This window comes from Pantoea sp. EABMAA-21 (assembly GCF_030053335.1).
Lineage (GTDB): Bacteria > Pseudomonadota > Gammaproteobacteria > Enterobacterales > Enterobacteriaceae > Pantoea > Pantoea communis.
This window is the reverse complement of the sequence record NZ_JASGBX010000005.1, coordinates 85,304-101,082: the sequence shown is the minus strand read 5'-3', so window position 1 is coordinate 101,082 and position 15,779 is coordinate 85,304. Positions and strand designations below refer to the sequence as shown.

Annotated in this window: 17 protein-coding genes and 1 tRNA gene; 11 read left to right on the top strand and 7 right to left on the bottom strand. The window is 43.7% G+C overall.

Going from position 1 to position 15,779, the window contains the following annotated elements; genetic code table 11:
* Nucleotides 1-4 precede the first annotated feature (4 nt).
* From purK to ppiB, 4 genes are all read right to left on the bottom strand, one after another.
* Nucleotides 5-1,069, bottom strand: a complete 1,065-nt coding sequence (gene purK, locus QMZ65_RS09285; protein WP_211728062.1) for a 5-(carboxyamino)imidazole ribonucleotide synthase — start codon at nt 1,067-1,069, stop codon at nt 5-7.
* On the bottom strand, nt 1,066-1,575 hold the full coding sequence (gene purE / locus QMZ65_RS09280; RefSeq protein WP_034828223.1) for a 5-(carboxyamino)imidazole ribonucleotide mutase: 510 nt from the start codon (nt 1,573-1,575) through the stop codon (nt 1,066-1,068). The genes purK and purE overlap by 4 nt, the downstream gene beginning before the upstream one ends.
* Before the next feature lie 202 nt (nt 1,576-1,777).
* On the bottom strand, nt 1,778-2,494 hold the full coding sequence (gene lpxH / locus QMZ65_RS09275; RefSeq protein WP_283215889.1) for a UDP-2,3-diacylglucosamine diphosphatase: 717 nt from the start codon (nt 2,492-2,494) through the stop codon (nt 1,778-1,780).
* Nucleotides 2,494-2,988, bottom strand: coding sequence for a peptidylprolyl isomerase B (ppiB, locus tag QMZ65_RS09270; RefSeq protein ID WP_034828227.1), 495 nt, complete (start codon nt 2,986-2,988; stop codon nt 2,494-2,496). The genes lpxH and ppiB overlap by 1 nt, the downstream gene beginning before the upstream one ends.
* Before the next feature lie 218 nt (nt 2,989-3,206).
* Between ppiB and cysS the strand changes: the two genes are divergently transcribed.
* Nucleotides 3,207-4,592: a cysteine--tRNA ligase gene (gene cysS, locus QMZ65_RS09265; RefSeq protein WP_034828229.1), complete on the top strand. Its 1,386-nt coding sequence runs from the start codon at nt 3,207-3,209 to the stop codon at nt 4,590-4,592.
* A gap of 174 nt (nt 4,593-4,766) precedes the next feature.
* On the opposite strand, the gene ybcJ is transcribed toward cysS, so the two are convergent.
* Entirely contained in the window at nt 4,767-4,979 is a 213-nt protein-coding gene (gene ybcJ / locus QMZ65_RS09260) for a ribosome-associated protein YbcJ (protein WP_058960844.1), read from the bottom strand.
* Nucleotides 4,979-5,845: a bifunctional methylenetetrahydrofolate dehydrogenase/methenyltetrahydrofolate cyclohydrolase FolD gene (gene folD, locus QMZ65_RS09255; RefSeq protein WP_211728064.1), complete on the bottom strand. Its 867-nt coding sequence runs from the start codon at nt 5,843-5,845 to the stop codon at nt 4,979-4,981. Before folD ends, ybcJ begins: the two co-directional genes overlap by 1 nt.
* A 176-nt stretch (nt 5,846-6,021) precedes the next feature.
* On the opposite strand from folD, the gene QMZ65_RS09250 reads away from it, so the two are divergent.
* The 10 genes from QMZ65_RS09250 (at nt 6,022) to QMZ65_RS09205 (ending at nt 14,810) form a co-directional block, all read left to right on the top strand.
* The gene (locus QMZ65_RS09250) at nt 6,022-6,525 is read left to right on the top strand and encodes a DUF1198 family protein (RefSeq protein WP_211728065.1); all 504 of its coding nucleotides are present in this window, start codon (nt 6,022-6,024) and stop codon (nt 6,523-6,525) included.
* Nucleotides 6,526-6,695: 170 nt separating this feature from the next.
* Nucleotides 6,696-6,772 (top strand) — tRNA-Arg (locus tag QMZ65_RS09245).
* A 164-nt stretch (nt 6,773-6,936) separates the two neighbouring features.
* Complete coding sequence (locus QMZ65_RS09240) at nt 6,937-8,139, top strand: tyrosine-type recombinase/integrase (RefSeq protein ID WP_283215888.1); 1,203 nt, start codon at nt 6,937-6,939, stop codon at nt 8,137-8,139.
* Nucleotides 8,136-8,948 (top strand): DUF6387 family protein, encoded by an 813-nt coding sequence (locus QMZ65_RS09235; RefSeq protein ID WP_283215887.1) that lies wholly within the window; start codon nt 8,136-8,138, stop codon nt 8,946-8,948. Before QMZ65_RS09240 ends, QMZ65_RS09235 begins: the two co-directional genes overlap by 4 nt.
* A 169-nt stretch (nt 8,949-9,117) precedes the next feature.
* Entirely contained in the window at nt 9,118-9,324 is a 207-nt protein-coding gene (locus tag QMZ65_RS09230; RefSeq protein ID WP_283215886.1) for a helix-turn-helix transcriptional regulator, read from the top strand.
* Nucleotides 9,325-9,628: 304 nt separating this feature from the next.
* Complete coding sequence (locus tag QMZ65_RS09225; protein ID WP_283215885.1) at nt 9,629-10,834, top strand: site-specific integrase; 1,206 nt, start codon at nt 9,629-9,631, stop codon at nt 10,832-10,834.
* Nucleotide 10,835: 1 nt separating this feature from the next.
* A complete protein-coding gene (locus QMZ65_RS09220; protein WP_283215884.1) occupies nt 10,836-12,158 on the top strand; it encodes a site-specific integrase in 1,323 nt (440 codons plus the stop codon).
* A complete protein-coding gene (locus QMZ65_RS09215; protein WP_283215883.1) occupies nt 12,151-13,917 on the top strand; it encodes a DNA-binding protein in 1,767 nt (588 codons plus the stop codon). The genes QMZ65_RS09220 and QMZ65_RS09215 overlap by 8 nt, the downstream gene beginning before the upstream one ends.
* Complete coding sequence (locus tag QMZ65_RS09210) at nt 13,910-14,308, top strand: hypothetical protein (RefSeq protein WP_264253444.1); 399 nt, start codon at nt 13,910-13,912, stop codon at nt 14,306-14,308. The genes QMZ65_RS09215 and QMZ65_RS09210 overlap by 8 nt, the downstream gene beginning before the upstream one ends.
* A gap of 94 nt (nt 14,309-14,402) precedes the next feature.
* Nucleotides 14,403-14,810, top strand: coding sequence for a hypothetical protein (locus QMZ65_RS09205; RefSeq protein ID WP_283215882.1), 408 nt, complete (start codon nt 14,403-14,405; stop codon nt 14,808-14,810).
* Between the two features lie 315 nt (nt 14,811-15,125).
* On the opposite strand, the gene QMZ65_RS09200 is transcribed toward QMZ65_RS09205, so the two are convergent.
* Nucleotides 15,126-15,713 (bottom strand): DUF4755 domain-containing protein, encoded by a 588-nt coding sequence (locus tag QMZ65_RS09200; protein ID WP_283215881.1) that lies wholly within the window; start codon nt 15,711-15,713, stop codon nt 15,126-15,128.
* Between the last annotated feature and the right edge of the window lie 66 nt (nt 15,714-15,779).

Here is a 15,779-nt window from a genome sequence, read left to right as displayed (position 1 = left end):
TCATTTACAGCTTCTCAACCGCCCAGGCAATTCCGCTGGCGTACTCTTTCGGTAGCAGCGGCACCAGCGCGTTCAGCGCCGCCGCGAGGCGTGCCTGATCGCTATCGGTGAGATTTAAGTGCCCAACCTTACGGCCCGGACGCACTTCTTTGTCATACCAGTGCAGATGCACCAGCGGCTGTTGCAGCCAGTCGACATTCACGTCGGTGCCAATCAGATTCACCATCACCGACGGCGCAAACACCACCGGCTTCGGCAGCGCCAAACCCAGCACCGCACGCAGATGCAGCTCAAACTGGCTGATCGACGCGCCGTTCTGCGTCCAGTGACCGCTGTTGTGCACGCGCGGCGCCAGTTCGTTGATCAGCAGGCCTTCTGGCGTGATGAAACACTCCATCGCCATCACACCCACGTACTTCAGCTCATGCATGATCGCGCTAAGCATCGCTTCCGCCTGCTGCTGTTGCGCAGCATCGGCCTGCGGAAACGCCACGCTGGTGCGCAGAATGCCGTCCTGATGCAGGTTATGCGTCAGTGGATAGAACACCGTGGTGCCATCCTGACCGCGCGCACCGACCAGCGACACTTCACCGCTGAAGTTGATGCCTTGCTCAACGATGCACTCGCCGTAGCACTCATCCGGCAGCGAATCGGTTTCATTGGCGCGCAGACGCCACTGACCACGACCGTCATAACCGCCGGTGCGACGTTTCACAATCGCCAGTTCGCCCAGCGAGCTGAATACCTGCGGCCACTCGCTTTTATCCGCCAGAAACTGCCAGGGCGCCGTCGCCAGGTTCAGCTGATCGAGCAGCTGTTTCTGCGTCAGGCGATCGGCCAGACGCGGGAAGATATCGCGGTTCACAAATGCCGGATGCAACGCCAGCTCGCGCGTTAACGCAGTTTCCGGCCAGCGCTCGATCTCTGCGGTGATCACGCTTTCGGCTATCGGCAGGGCAGAAGGTTCAGCATCCAGACCTACCGGATACACCGCGATGCCCAGCGGTTCACCCGCCTGGCGCAGCATACGGCCTAACTGACCGTTGCCGAGTACGCAAACCGGTTTCATGCATCCACCCGCGGATCTGGGTTGTTCAGCACTTCGTCAGTCTGGGTTTGACGCCAGGTGGCGAGACGCGCCGCCAGGTCTTTGTCATGCACCGCCAGAATCTGTGCCGCCAGCAGCGCAGCGTTAGCCGCACCGGCTTTACCGATCGCCAATGTGCCGACAGGAATGCCGCGCGGCATCTGCACGATGGAGTAGAGGCTATCCACACCGCTCAGCGCGGCGCTTTGTACCGGCACGCCCAGCACCGGCACCAGTGTTTTGGCAGCAATCATGCCCGGCAGATGCGCAGCACCGCCCGCTCCGGCAATAATCACATGGAAACCGTTATCTGCGGCGGTTTCGGCAAAGCTGAACAGTTTGTCTGGCGTACGGTGAGCAGAGACCACTTCAACGTGGAACGGAACATCCAGGCTGTTAAGAATTTCCTCGGCGAACTGCATGGTAGCCCAGTCACTTTTAGAACCCATGACGATGGCGATACGAGCCGGGGTGGCGTTGGATGACATGCGGTCAACTCCTGTGAATAGTCAAACGAACCTGGCCGGGCGGGCAGGTAAAGAAGGGCACAGAGAATAGCATGAGAAGAGAGCAAGGAAAACGGTTGCGTAGCCGGAAAACGGGCAATGATGCGTGAAGATGGGCAGATGATGAATCTTCATCCCGCTGAGTGCCGAGCACTGGCGCGCCCGACTATTTCAGGATTCGATTTTAAAACGGGAATTCGATCAGCTGCACGCCATCGGCATCAACCTGAATCATTGAGCCATTTTCATGCCAGGCGCCGAGCACCACGCGCTGGGCGCTTTCACCTTGCACCAACAGCTCATGCACCGCCGGACGGTGGGTATGCCCGTGAATCAGAATCCGCACCTGCTGGCGCGTCATCGTATCGATCACGGCTTGCTGATTGACATCCATGATGCTCATCGACTTGTGCTGATTGGCTTGCTTGCTGTCGGCGCGCATACGTGCGGCAATGCGCATGCGGATGCGCAACGGCAGGGCGAGGAACAAGCATTGTAGCCAGCGCTGATGCACTTTGGCGCGGAAGCGTAAGTAGCCTTCATCGTCAGTACACAAGGTATCGCCGTGCATAATCAGCACGCGATGGCCGTACAGGCTGAGCACTTGCTCTTCCGGCAGCAACGTCATCCCGCTGGCGCGTGCAAAACGCTTACCGAGCAGGAAGTCTCGATTGCCATGGATGAAGAATGTGGGGATCGGCAGGGCTTTCAGTGCCGCGGCGATTTCGCGGTGAAGCGGATTGGGATCGTCATCGCCAATCCAGGCTTCAAAAAGATCGCCGAGGATGTAAAGCGCATCGCAATCGCGCGCTTCACCCTGCAAAAAATGCAGAAAACCGGCAGTCATTGCCGGTTCTTCTGTGCACAGATGCAAATCTGCGATAAACAGCGTGCGCGACATTACTCGCTAACAGTCACTTTCTGGATGACAACGTCGTCAACCGGAACGTCCTGGTGCATGCCGCTGCGGCCCGTTTTCACCGCTTTGATTTTCTCAACCACGTCCATGCCTTCAACCACTTCAGCGAACACGCAGTAACCCCAGCCCTGCAGGCTTTCGTCACGGAAGTTCAGGAAGTCGTTGTCTGCTACGTTGATGAAGAACTGTGCAGTCGCTGAGTGTGGCGCCTGAGTACGGGCCATTGCCAGCGTACCTTTGGTGTTCTTCAGGCCGTTGTTGGCTTCGTTACGAATGTCTTCTTTGGTGTCTTTCTGCTTCATGCCAGGCTCAAAACCGCCGCCCTGGATCATGAAACCGTTGATAACACGGTGGAAGATGGTGTTGTCGTAGAAACCTTCACGGCAGTAGTCCAGGAAGTTTTTCACGGTAGCCGGCGCTTTGTCATCGAAGGTTTTGATTACGATGTCGCCATGGTTCGTCTGGAAAGTGACCATTATATTCGTCCTGTTACGGGTGTCGTCAGTATCAACTGCCGCGCCTGCTAAGCGGCGGGGCATTTTTGTAGACGCCTCTTATATCACAAATTCCGATGGCTCGTCAGTAAGGCAGCCACAGAAGGTAAGCGAGCGATGCACAACTGAGAAAAATACGGCACAATACCCAGCTACGCTGGAAAGGCGTATCCCGCAAACGTTAATAACGGAATCGTTCAATGCTGAAGATCTATAACACCCTGAGCCGTCAGAAAGAGGAATTCAAACCGATCCACGCTGGTCAGATCGGCATGTACGTCTGTGGAATTACGGTTTATGACCTTTGTCATATCGGTCATGGGCGTACCTTCGTTGCATTTGATGTGGTGTCACGTTATCTGCGCTATGTGGGCTATCAGCTCAAATATGTGCGTAACATTACCGATATTGAAGACAAGATCATCAAACGTGCCAACGAAAACGGTGAGAGCATCGAAACGCTGACCAACCGTATGATCGCTGAAATGCACAAAGATTTTGACGCACTGGGCATCCTGCCGCCGGATCTGGAACCGCGTGCCACGCGCCATATCCCTGAAATCATCGAACTGGTTGAGCGTTTAATCGAACGCAAACACGCTTATGTGGCCGATAACGGCGACGTGATGTTCGATGTGCTGAGCGACAAAGGTTACGGCGTGCTGTCGCGTCAGGATCTGACTCAGCTGCAGGCGGGCGCGCGCGTTGAAATCACCGAGATCAAACGCAACCCGATGGACTTCGTGTTGTGGAAAATGTCCAAACCTAACGAGCCCGCGTGGAATTCGCCGTGGGGCAACGGTCGTCCGGGCTGGCACATTGAGTGTTCCGCGATGAACTGCAAACAGCTCGGCACCCACTTCGATATCCATGGCGGTGGATCGGATCTGATGTTCCCGCACCATGAAAACGAAGTGGCGCAGTCAACCTGTGCGCACGACGGCGATTACGTCAACTACTGGATGCACTCCGGCATGGTGATGGTCGACCGCGAGAAGATGTCGAAATCACTGGGCAACTTCTTCACCGTGCGCGATGTACTGGCGCATTACGATGCGGAAACCGTGCGTTACTTCCTGATGTCGGGCCACTATCGCAGCCAGCTTAATTACGGCGAAGATAACCTCAATCAGGCACGTGCGGCGCTGGAGCGTCTCTATACCGCGCTGCGTCACACCGATGCCAGCGCTACGCCAGCAGGCGGCGAAGAGTTTGAAGCGCGCTTCCGCACCGCAATGGATGACGACTTCAACACGCCGGAAGCCTATTCGGTGTTCTTCGACATGGCGCGTGAAGTTAATCGCCTGAAAACTGAAGACAAAGCCGCCTCTGATGCACTGGCCGCGAAACTGCGTCAGCTGGCGAACGTGCTCGGCATCCTGCAACAGGATCCAGAGCAGTTCCTGCAGAGCAGTGCGCAGGTGAATGATGACGAAGTGGCAGAGATCGAGCATTGGGTCAAAGCGCGTTCTGATGCGCGTGCCGCAAAAGATTGGGCACAGGCGGATGTGGCGCGTGACAAGCTGAATGAGCTGGGCGTGATTGTCGAAGATGGTCCGCAGGGTTCGAGCTGGCGTCGTAAGTAATATTGTCGGGTGCGCGGTTATCGGCACCCGAATAGGCAGATTGAAGGGTGCGCTGTCATCAGCACTCGAATTCTCAAGTCGCAGAGTTCACGTTGATGCGTACCTGAATTTACCAGCCACAGAATAGCAAAAGGGGCGAACCGCAGTTCGCCCCTTTATTATTTGCCTGAATGCTTAAGCTACAACGGTAATTTCATAACCGGCGAACTCAACTTTCTGGCCTGCCACAATCTTGCAGCGCTTACGCGTTTCGATTGCGCCATCCACGCGCACTTCGCCATCCGCGATAGCCACTTTTGCCTGCGCACCGCTCTGCACCCAACCTTCAAGTTTCAGCAGGTCACACAAATCAACGTGGGCATGTTCGCCCAAAGAAAAACTGGCCATTATGCCTCCTCCACGTCGTGATACTCTTCGCACGCGACTAATGTATTTTGAATCAGGGTCGCAACGGTCATGGGACCAACGCCGCCGGGAACCGGGGTGATATAAGACGCACGCTCAGACGCGCTCGCAAAATCCACATCGCCCACCACTTTACCGCTCTCCAGACGATTGATGCCAACATCAATCACCACCGCGCCTGGCTTGATCCAGTCACCCGGAATAAAGCCCGGTTTACCGACCGCCACCACCAGCAGATCGGCATGCTCAACGTGATGACGCAGGTCTTTGGTGAAACGGTGCGTGACGGTGGTAGTGCAGCCCGCCAGCAGCAGCTCCATGCTCATCGGACGACCGACGATATTGGATGCGCCAACCACCACAGCGTTCAGGCCGTAGGTATCGATATTATAGCGCTCCAGCAGCGTGATGATGCCGCGTGGCGTACAAGGACGCAGCTTCGGCGCACGCTGGCACAGACGACCGATGTTGTACGGATGGAAGCCATCGACATCTTTGTCCGGCACGATACGTTCCAGCACTTTGACATTATCGATGCCGGCTGGCAGCGGCAGCTGAACCAGAATACCGTCGATTTCGCTGTCATTGTTCAGCGTATCAATCAGTTCCAGCAGTTCGGCTTCGCTGGTGGTCGCAGGCAGATCGTAGGAGCGGGAGATAAAGCCCACTTCATCACAGGCGCGACGTTTGCTGGCGACATAGATCTGCGACGCGGGGTTCTCACCCACCAGCACCACTGCCAAACCTGGTGCACGTTTACCAGCTGCCAGACGCTGCTGTACTTTTTCGGCAACCTCAAGGCGCACCTGCTGCGCAATCGTTTTACCGTCAATAATTTTTGCTGCCATCAGAGAGGAAATCCATCTGTAGAGAGTTAAATCGGGGATTGGCGCCTATTCTGTCAGAAGCGCGTGCGGCTGTCAGGTAGAGATTCATTTCGCCTGTGCGTTTCACGACTTTCCGCAGTGACGTGAGGCCGCCTTAACGCGTATTATGTCCCTCAGGAAATTATGTGGATGCCGTGATGATTTGGTTAATACTCGCCACGCTGGCGGTGGTGTTTGTTGTAGGGTTTCAACTACTGACGGCCGGTTCGCGCCATGCTGCGCAAGGGCTGAGTAAAAGGCTGCAACTGCCGCCGGTGCACATCGAATCGATGCTGTCGCTGATGGGTAAGGATGCGGCAAAAGAGTTCACCGATTACATCGCGGGCGATAATGAAACCCATCTGGCTAACGGCGCCGCGGTGATGCTGATCTGGCAGGTGTTGATTGTCGATGGCAGCGACGAGAACGCGGTGCGCTGGCACGGGATTCTGACTAAAGCTGGATTTTCGGGACTGATATCGCGGCAGCAGCTGTTGCTGGCGCTGGGATTTCTGCGTCAGCTGGAGCCGGAGAGTGCTGAACTGCATGCGCTGCGAGAGCAGTATAATGCGCGGTTTACGCAGCAGGGGATTGAGCTGGAAGGGGAGTCTGGCGAGGTGAGTAATCTGGTTTCGATGAGCGAGTGGCGTAAGCGGCATTGATGGCTGGGTGGATTGTTGGGCATGGGTATTGAGGGAGGATGGCGCGCGACGTGGGGCGTACTGCTCGGTCTTTGGGACGAATTGTTCAATGATTCAACACTCTGGCGCCGCAGGGCGGCAAAAACGTTGACGCGAGAGCGTGCAAACGTATAATCCGACGCAACCACTATGCGCCCTTAGCTCAGCTGGATAGAGCACCGGCCTTCTAAGCCGTAGGTCACAGGTTCGAATCCTGTAGGGCGCGCCATTTTTTCTTCTACCAACATCCTTTCTAGTCTACTTTTTCCTTTTAAATCAGAATATAACACTTCTCTACGGTCCAGTTTGGTCCAAGGTGACCTATTGCGTTCTTGTTTCGATTGGGGGCAGGATAGGGGGCATTGCTAGGTTCAATCAACTGGATGCCCCCAAATGAAGCTTACAGCTCGACAAATCGACTCTGCGAAGCCTAAGGAAAAATCATACAAGCTTGCCGATGGTGGTGGTATGTATCTGGAAATTTTTCCCAATGGAACAAAAAGTTGGAGACTTAAGTATAGGATTTTAGGTAAAGAAAAACGTGTAGTCTTTGGCACCTATCCAATACTTACCCTTGCTGAAGCAAGGATCAAACGATCTGAAGCTAAGAAACTCCTGTCTGAAGGTGGCGATCCAAGCCAGCAAAAACAGGATATCAAAGCAGCGAAGATTATGGCTATAAGCAACAGCTTTGAACTAATTGCCATTGAATGGCATGAACATAAGAAACCTTCCTGGTCTGAGGGCTATGCTGATGACATTCTTGAATACCTGAGGAAGGATGTCTTTCCCTACATAGGCAGAAGACCTGTTGCTGAGATCAATGCTAAGGAAATGCTCGATGTTCTTCGTAAAATGGAAAATCGTGGTGTTCTTGATAAGCTGAAGAAAACTCGCCAGGCATGTCGTCAAATCTTCACATATGCAGTCATTTCTGGCAGAGCAGAGCATAATCCAGTCTCAGATCTGGTAGGTGTGCTGAAAGCACCAAAACAAAAACATTTTCCACATCTTTCAGTAAATGAACTGGGTGAGTTCCAAAGGCACCTGGAGAACTATTCGGGAAGTAAAATCACTCAAATCGCTACTCAACTTCTTATGCTTACTGGACTCAGGACGATTGAGCTTCGTTCAGCAGAATGGACAGAAATTGATTTCGAAAAACGACTGTGGCAGATACCAGTGGCTCGTATGAAGATGAAAAGACCTCATATTGTTCCTCTATCCCAGCAATCAATTGGTCTTTTGGAAGAGTTAAAAAGTTATACTGGTGGCTTCAAATTTATTTTTCCTGGAAGAAATGACTCAAGGAAAAGTATGAGTGAAGCAAGTATAAACCAAGTGATTAAAAAGATTGGTTATGACGGAAAAGCAACAGGTCATGGCTTTCGTCATACATTGAGCACCATATTGCATGAACAAGGTTTTGATAGTGCATGGATTGAGACTCAACTTGCACATGCTGATAGAAATACTATTCGTGGCACCTACAACCATGCTCAATATCTGGAAGGACGTCGTGAAATGATGCAATGGTATGCCGACTATCTCAATAAATTAAAAATTGAATCTAAGCTCGGAAAGGTGAAGCAATGAAGGTGAACGAGATCAACAGAGAGCTTCAGTCATGGTTCAATATTGAAAATTATCAAGATGTAGAAAAATTATCTTTGAGGGAATTTTATAAAGAATTTCAAGTCAGGAGGAATATATTTGAAGGAATGGACTTCTTTGAAGGAGATGATACTACATTCGAAATGATCTTAGATGGAAAACCCTTAATCAGTCAAACAATGAATATGGGAGAGTTATCTAACCACAATAACAGCCATATTCATCAGGTAAGTTTTAGACAAATTGAAAGTTTAAAGAGAAATCTTGAGTTTTTTGCTCCTGATTCTTTTGTAAAAGGAACGGAAGAACTTAAAAACGAAATCAAATCTCAGCCTATAACTTCTATTATGAAAGATGTAATAAGAAAGGATAGTGATAATAGGCTGTTCATATCATTCGACATTAAAAACTCCTCTGATGAAGAAATTATAAATGCACTAAAGGTTATGCTTCCTGTTTGGAGGGACGATTATCAGATTAAAGAAAGCAAAATTGAAAAATTTGGATTGGCTAAAATCATCAAGCTTATAGATTATCGAATACTACCCATGATGGACTTACTTCTGTGGGCCAAGTTTAAAAAAATAGCCTTAACGAATACCGTTCTATCAAGGATTCTATACCCAAGATTAACAGATGAGATTCGAGGAGAAGAACAACTTAAGGAAACTGATCGTCCTTTAGCTGAGAAAGCCTTGTCTGGAGAGACATGCAAAAGCATTGAGAATTTTATAAATAAAAACAATCATATGGAGGGAATTCCTCTTAGTGGACTCAGAAGTTTACTGTAAGGAATTTCATGTTTAAATTAAATTTGCAAGTGGGAGATAAAATTAATTTTTTTCCTCCCCCTTTTTTCCAAGCGATTAACGCATAGAATTCTATACACCAAAACTCCCTTCAATAGCCTATCTGCTGGGTATTAGTATCAACTCATCGACCAGACGAGGAGATACAATCATGAATACAGCAACTCCAAGCACCACACGACTCATCCGCTTACCTGAAGTGCTACATAAAACTGGTTACAAGAAAGCATGGATTTACCGATTGATTTCTGAAAATAGATTCCCTAAACCTATCAAATTAGGTTCGAGAGCTGTGGCTTTTATTGAGACCGAGATCGAACAGTGGATTTTAGAAAGGGTTATTGAGTCTCGTAAATAAATATTATTTTGTAAAGTTTAAATGCAAAGGTAGGTGCATATTTTACTAAATTTTTAACAAAAAAAAATCGCACCTCTTTTTTAAAAGGTTTCGAGATGCTCTTCAAAATATCGGGTATGGATACCCGTAACTAGCCTTACCGGTTTCTTTCACGTGAAAGAAAATTTTTTTAAGCCTCTATTTTTATTAAATTAAATATAAACAAAGCCTACTTATTTAAAACGAAATTTGCAAAATTAAATCTCATGAAATAGAGATTAAGTCCGAATGATAACGCAATGTAAATATTTAGGAGGATTATAAAATGCCCTACAAGATAAAAAGATTAATTATGAGTGACGGTGAACGATATTGTCTGATCGTGAACAAGGAAGACGATATGCCTCTATATTATCCTAATCTCTTCATGACTTCGGTTTTGCGAAAAAAGGGAGCATCAGTTTCGACCCTGGAGATTGCATCAACAAATCTCATCGTTCTAATGAGATTTCTGAGCCGAAATAAAATTGACTTAGAGAAAAGAATCTTCAATAGAGAATACTTGACTCCTTTTGAAACAGAAGAGCTTGTTGACACTTTTAGGAGAAACTTCTCAGGTTTGAAAAGTAATAATAAAGTATTACCTATAAATAGTGATGTGGCAAAAGGAACTTATGGATATCGAATACATACAACATGCACCTACATTAAATGGTTATGCGATATAATTCATAAATCAAATAACATTAACGACAAGCAGAAGGTTAATACATTCATAAATAGCATCAGAGCGAATAAACCAAATCCAAACTCGTATAAAAATTATAAACCTAAAGAGAAAACTCTTAAAGACGAACAGATTTATATCCTGTTCAACTTGCTTGAAGTTGATAACATTGAGAATCCATTCAGTGTTGATGTTAGATTTCGAAATAAACTGGTTTTTTTACTCCTGTATCATCTCGGAATTAGAGCTGGTGAGCTGCTTAATCTACGAATTGCCGACTTCGACTTTTTGACGAAAACACTAACTATAAAAAGAAGACATGATGATAAGAGCGATATTCGGAAAGTCCAACCATTAGTTAAAACTTTAAGTAGAGAGATTCCTTTAAGAGATGACCTAATTGATGCAGTTTATCATTATATCTTTAATGATAGGGAAAGACATTGTAAAAATAAAAGCCATGATTACTTGTTGATTACTCATGGTAATGGGAGAAATGAAGGGGAACCTCTTACTGTTCATGCATATGAAAAATTAATATCAACTATAAAAACCAAAGATTCTAACTTAAATAATCTCTCAGGACATATGCTAAGACACACTTGGAACTATTCCTTTTCGAAATCAATTTCAAAAGGAAAATTAAAAACCTGTTCAGAAGATAAATTAAGAAATTATCTTATGGGTTGGTCTGATAATTCTAATATGTGTGAAATCTATAATCGTAAGTTTCTGGTCGAAAATGAAAAGGAAGTTGTTCAATCACTTTATGATTACAGAAATAAAATCTTAAAAGGAAACTAAAATGTTGGGATATAAAAATCTTAAGGCAGATATATGTCATGCAAGAATGAAAGGTTATTTATTTGAATTGAATGATGATAGGTGGAAGCTAAGTAAAGATATTATTGTATATCCAAAAAATGTAACCCAATATTTACATTCGGATCTTAAAGAAGGCTATGTTAAAACACTCGCTTATTTTGCAATGGAGTATAGTTCCGGGCATACAAAGAAAATCAATCAGATCTTTACACAATGGGGAAGGGAGTTAGGCTTAACAGTAATTAATAAGAAGTCGATTTTGGATTTCAAATCTTATCTTGGAAAGAATCAGGAAAATAGACTAAAAATCATTAAGAATTTCATTTTAAAATGGCATGAACTTGGCCACTTTGGTGTGGAGGTGTCTTCAGTTCAACTCCTTAATAAATTGTATATTAGGAGTGCAATTTGTGGAGATGCAGTAAAACGAAGGAATCCCGACTGTGGTCCCTTTGATCAGAGAGAAATGGAAAGCATCTTGAAAAAGATACATGCTCTTGATGATGAGGGGAAGATAAGTGTAGATACCTACTGCTTTCTTTTGCTGTTGATTTATACAGGAAGAAGGACACAACAAATTTCTTCCATGCGAATTAAAGATATAGTTAAAGTTGAAGATAATGTATTTATAAATATTCCGAAGGTTAAGCAGAGACAAAATTTCAGGAGTGAGTTTTCATCTGTTGAGATAAGTGATTTTTTGTATAAGAAGCTCACTGAACTTTCACAATCAGTATTAAGTATTGTTGAAAAACAGATTGGGGCGAAAGTTAATGAAAACATAGGTAGAGAACTGCCATTGTTTATTAACAAAAAAGAACTAGCATTTTGCTCAGAAGAAGGAATGTTAATCGCTAAAATCGAATCTGACTTTCTCCACTCAAAGAACAGAGGTATCACAAAGAGAATAGATAATCTTTTCAGAATTAACCCGGTTTTTTCTGCAAGGACAGACAAACCAATAAAAGTTAATCCTGCCCGTTTTAGATATACATTAGGAAGTGAATTAGCAAGGAAAGGAGCTTCAATTCACACAATTGCTAAAGCATTAGATCATAGTAGTGTAGCTTGCTCAGGTATTTACATTAAAAATCATGCCGATAATGCATCTGAAATAGACAAAAGAATGGATGTTTTTTTTGAACCGCTCTCAAAGTTATTTCTTGGAGTAGAACCTGAAACTAATGCCAATAGGTTTATAGAACTGATTAGATCTACTTTTCATGTTGCACAAAATGAAAGTAGTAATACTCATTGTAAAAACTGTAGGTTTTTTGAAAGCTGGGGAGGCATGTATGAATAATTATGATAATGTTAAGAGGTTAAAAGACACAATTTATTCGAAAAACTTAGACTGTTTCATAAAAGAAATGGAAGGCGATTTTTTTCTCGAAAAGAAAAAAATGGTATGGGATTCCCTTGTATGGGATCGATATTATAATTTCTATAAGTATAATTTTTTTAAAAGTAAACGGAAATTGCCTCTGGATTCGGGTTTTATGTTATTTTCAAAAGCATATATTAAACACTTACATTCTTATGGAAGAAGAAATGATTATAACCAGAGAATGAATGTGCTAAAAATACTGGAAGGAGTTTTATTGAATGAATTTCAGTCAGCTAAAATATATAACTGTAGTAACTTTATCTTCGAAAGATGTGTGGAGATTTTTACTAATATTTACTCTGAGACAACCGCATATAATGCAGGAAAAGAACTCAAAGAAATTGAAAAGTTCTTAAGGGAATACAATTTAGCTGATTTAGGATATGTGGAATGGTTTAATCCTCTTAAAATGCCAATCTATGAAGTTAAAAGCTATGATCACAATCTTGCAGGACATGACAAATTGCCTGATATTTCATACATAGTTGAACTCGCAAAAGTCTTTGCAAAGGATGATAAATCTCTCTCTAAAAGGGATATGTTCACTGCTTCAGTCCTGACTTTACTGATGTGTGCACCGAGTAGAATAAGTGAAATTCTCTCATTGCCAGCCGACTGTGAAGTGTGGGAACAAAACAGTAATGGTATAGAGAGGTATGGTATTAGGTTTTTTTCAGCAAAAGGATACGAGGGGGATGTGAAGTGGATTGCATCATCTATGGTTCCTGTTGCCAAAAAAGCTATAGCAAGATTAAAGCTGTTATCACAAAGCGGAAGAGAACTGGCTCAATATTTAGAGACATCTGAGATCTACAGGAACTCTCTAAGTAATGAGATAAATAATGACTATTTGTTATCAGCAGAACAAGTTTGCAGTGTGCTGGGCTTCACTAATTTATCCCCCTCATCAATAAATAAAAAGCTAAGCACATTAGATCTGATCCCTAATGATTACACTTATTCTTTAAAATCTCTAAACGAAATATTGAAACAATGGGCACCGGATGATTTTCCTTGGTATGACAGGAAAAAGAATATCAAATACTCGAATGCCCTTTGTTTGTTAAAAGTCTGTGATTTTAAGAGATTGTCTAAAAGTAGTGGTAAATTGTTCTTCAAACCAGTAAAGCATAATATTTCTTATGATATCGAAAATGGAGGTATTTTTTCCAGATCCAAACAGCAGTCTGCTTCAGACTCATCATTAAAAACTCATTCAATAAGGCATTTTCTAAACACATTGGCACAAATAGCTGGTATGTCTGAGTTTGACATAGCAAGGTGGTCTGGAAGGCAGTGTATAGCCCAAAACAGTGTTTATGATCATACACCACATGCTCATATGGTTGCTCAAGTTGTAAAAGCAAAAGCATTAGAAAAAGTCGGAAATGTAATACCAGTTAAAATGATATTTGAAAAAAAACTTGATGAGAATAAAGAAATTACTGGGACAACCTTAGTGAGCAAACATGGGCTTTGCAGGCTTAAATATGCAATGCAACCATGTAAGTATTATCCTGTGAGCGAATCTGGTAGTGATATAAAAGAAATAAGGGATTTGCAATGTAAAATACTCTCGATTGCTGAATCTGATTTCAGAGACGGTAATAGGGCGGCAGAAAAATGGAAAGACTTTCATACTAAAACAATAACTAAAGGAGAAATAAATGGCTAAACACCTATCAAGACTTGATGAAAAGAATATAATTCATGTTATTAATATCTGGTCTCACAACCAAAAGTTAACATGGGAAGCTCTATGTGATGAGGTAACTCTGATAATCGGAAAGAGACCTACACGACAATCACTTAGTAGTCATTCATTGATTGCAGAAGTATTTAATGAAAAGAAAGTAAAGATCAAAAGAGGGGATAAAGAAATTGTTAAGCCTGCTAATTTAAAAATAGCCGCTCAAAGAATCAAGAGACTACAAGCAGAAGTCGAGTCTTTGACTAAAATAAATAATAAACTTTCTGAACAGTTTGTTGTTTGGCAATATAATGCATTGCTTCATCAGGTTACTCGTGAGCAATTAGAAAGACCATTATCAAAGAAAAATCTTTAACTGATAGGTGTTACCTATTGACAGTGGTGGATTATTTGTTAAAAGTTTAATTGTCAGGATGACATTTCAAATAAATATAGCAAGGATGCTTATTATGAATAAATTACAACGATTTTTACCAGACCAGCGGTTTTTGATACTTCTAAATCGCTTTATTTTAAAATACGATGAATCTGAGTGTAATAAAGAGAAAATAGTAAAAGATGCATATCTTTTTTGCATAGGATATTTTCTAAAGTATCAACAGGATTATGATAACCCTGCTCTTAAGGGTTCAACAAACATTATCGCCGTTCTCACCTCTGCCTTACTCAGCCCTAACTTTCATACTATACCCGAGACCATTAGCCTCGAAAAAGTTCTCTATTTTTACAAGTTTATTGTCGAATACATAGTGTGGAATGAGTATGAAGTTGAGAAAAGCTTTAGAGATCATAAGCTAAATTTTGAAAGGACGGCAGTGTCACCGAAGTATAAATCATTGATAAAAAAGAGAATATGAATTTGTTTATTAATAAAAAGCACCTAACAGGTGCTTTTTTGTTAAGACTGTTTTATCATTACTGCGGGCTAGAGGCCCTAAAAATAATAATAAGACAGGGAGTTCAATATGAAATATTTATTTTTGATATTGATGTTCATTGTTTTAATGCTAATTAGTCCATCTGCTGGCGGTTGCATGTAAAACGGTTATACAACAGTGGTAGTGGATTCTACCACTGTTGTTTTTTTATATTCTATATTTTCGTATAAGTCAATTTTTATTATAGAGTCTCTAATTCTATAAAGTTAATGATCAATTTATTATGTTTTATAATCATGCTTTATTGATGACTTTATCAAAAATTTGCATCCATCTTTTCAACTGAACTTCTGTATTACGAGAACCCTCCAGAGAATTGAAGTCACCACTCGTAGGGAAAAACATAATTCGCCATTCAGGATATTCAATATCATCAACAGTGATGAAAAATCCTGAATCCTGGAAGTTATGTGTTCTATCAAGCTCTTTTTCGATACCAGTCCTTTGTCTGTTAGTTGTTAAGTTATACCGCCACTCTTTCACCGCCAAGAAAGGATAAGATTTTTGTTTATTTTCTTCTTTGAGATGAATAATTTCTTTCTGTTCATCGATTTTCATCCATGTAGGACCAAATTCATGGGTCCAGATTCCATCATTTTTAGTATTGAGATAGTCCCTGGTGCTGGCATTCCATTTTTTAATTCGAAACTTTTTATATGCAAACATTAAAAGCATGATGCTTACGAAAATCCAAACGAGAGCGAGCTGGATCAACCCTTGAATACCTGAGAAATAGAAAATGGCTACTGGTAGAGCAATAGCTATCCATACCCGTTTCATCATCAGAAAATTCGGCTGTTTTACTTCTGTCATCGCTGTCATGTAAATGTCCTATATGGGAGGGGCTGAATTTTGGGCGCACGTGTTTGTCAGCATTTTTGCCGATAA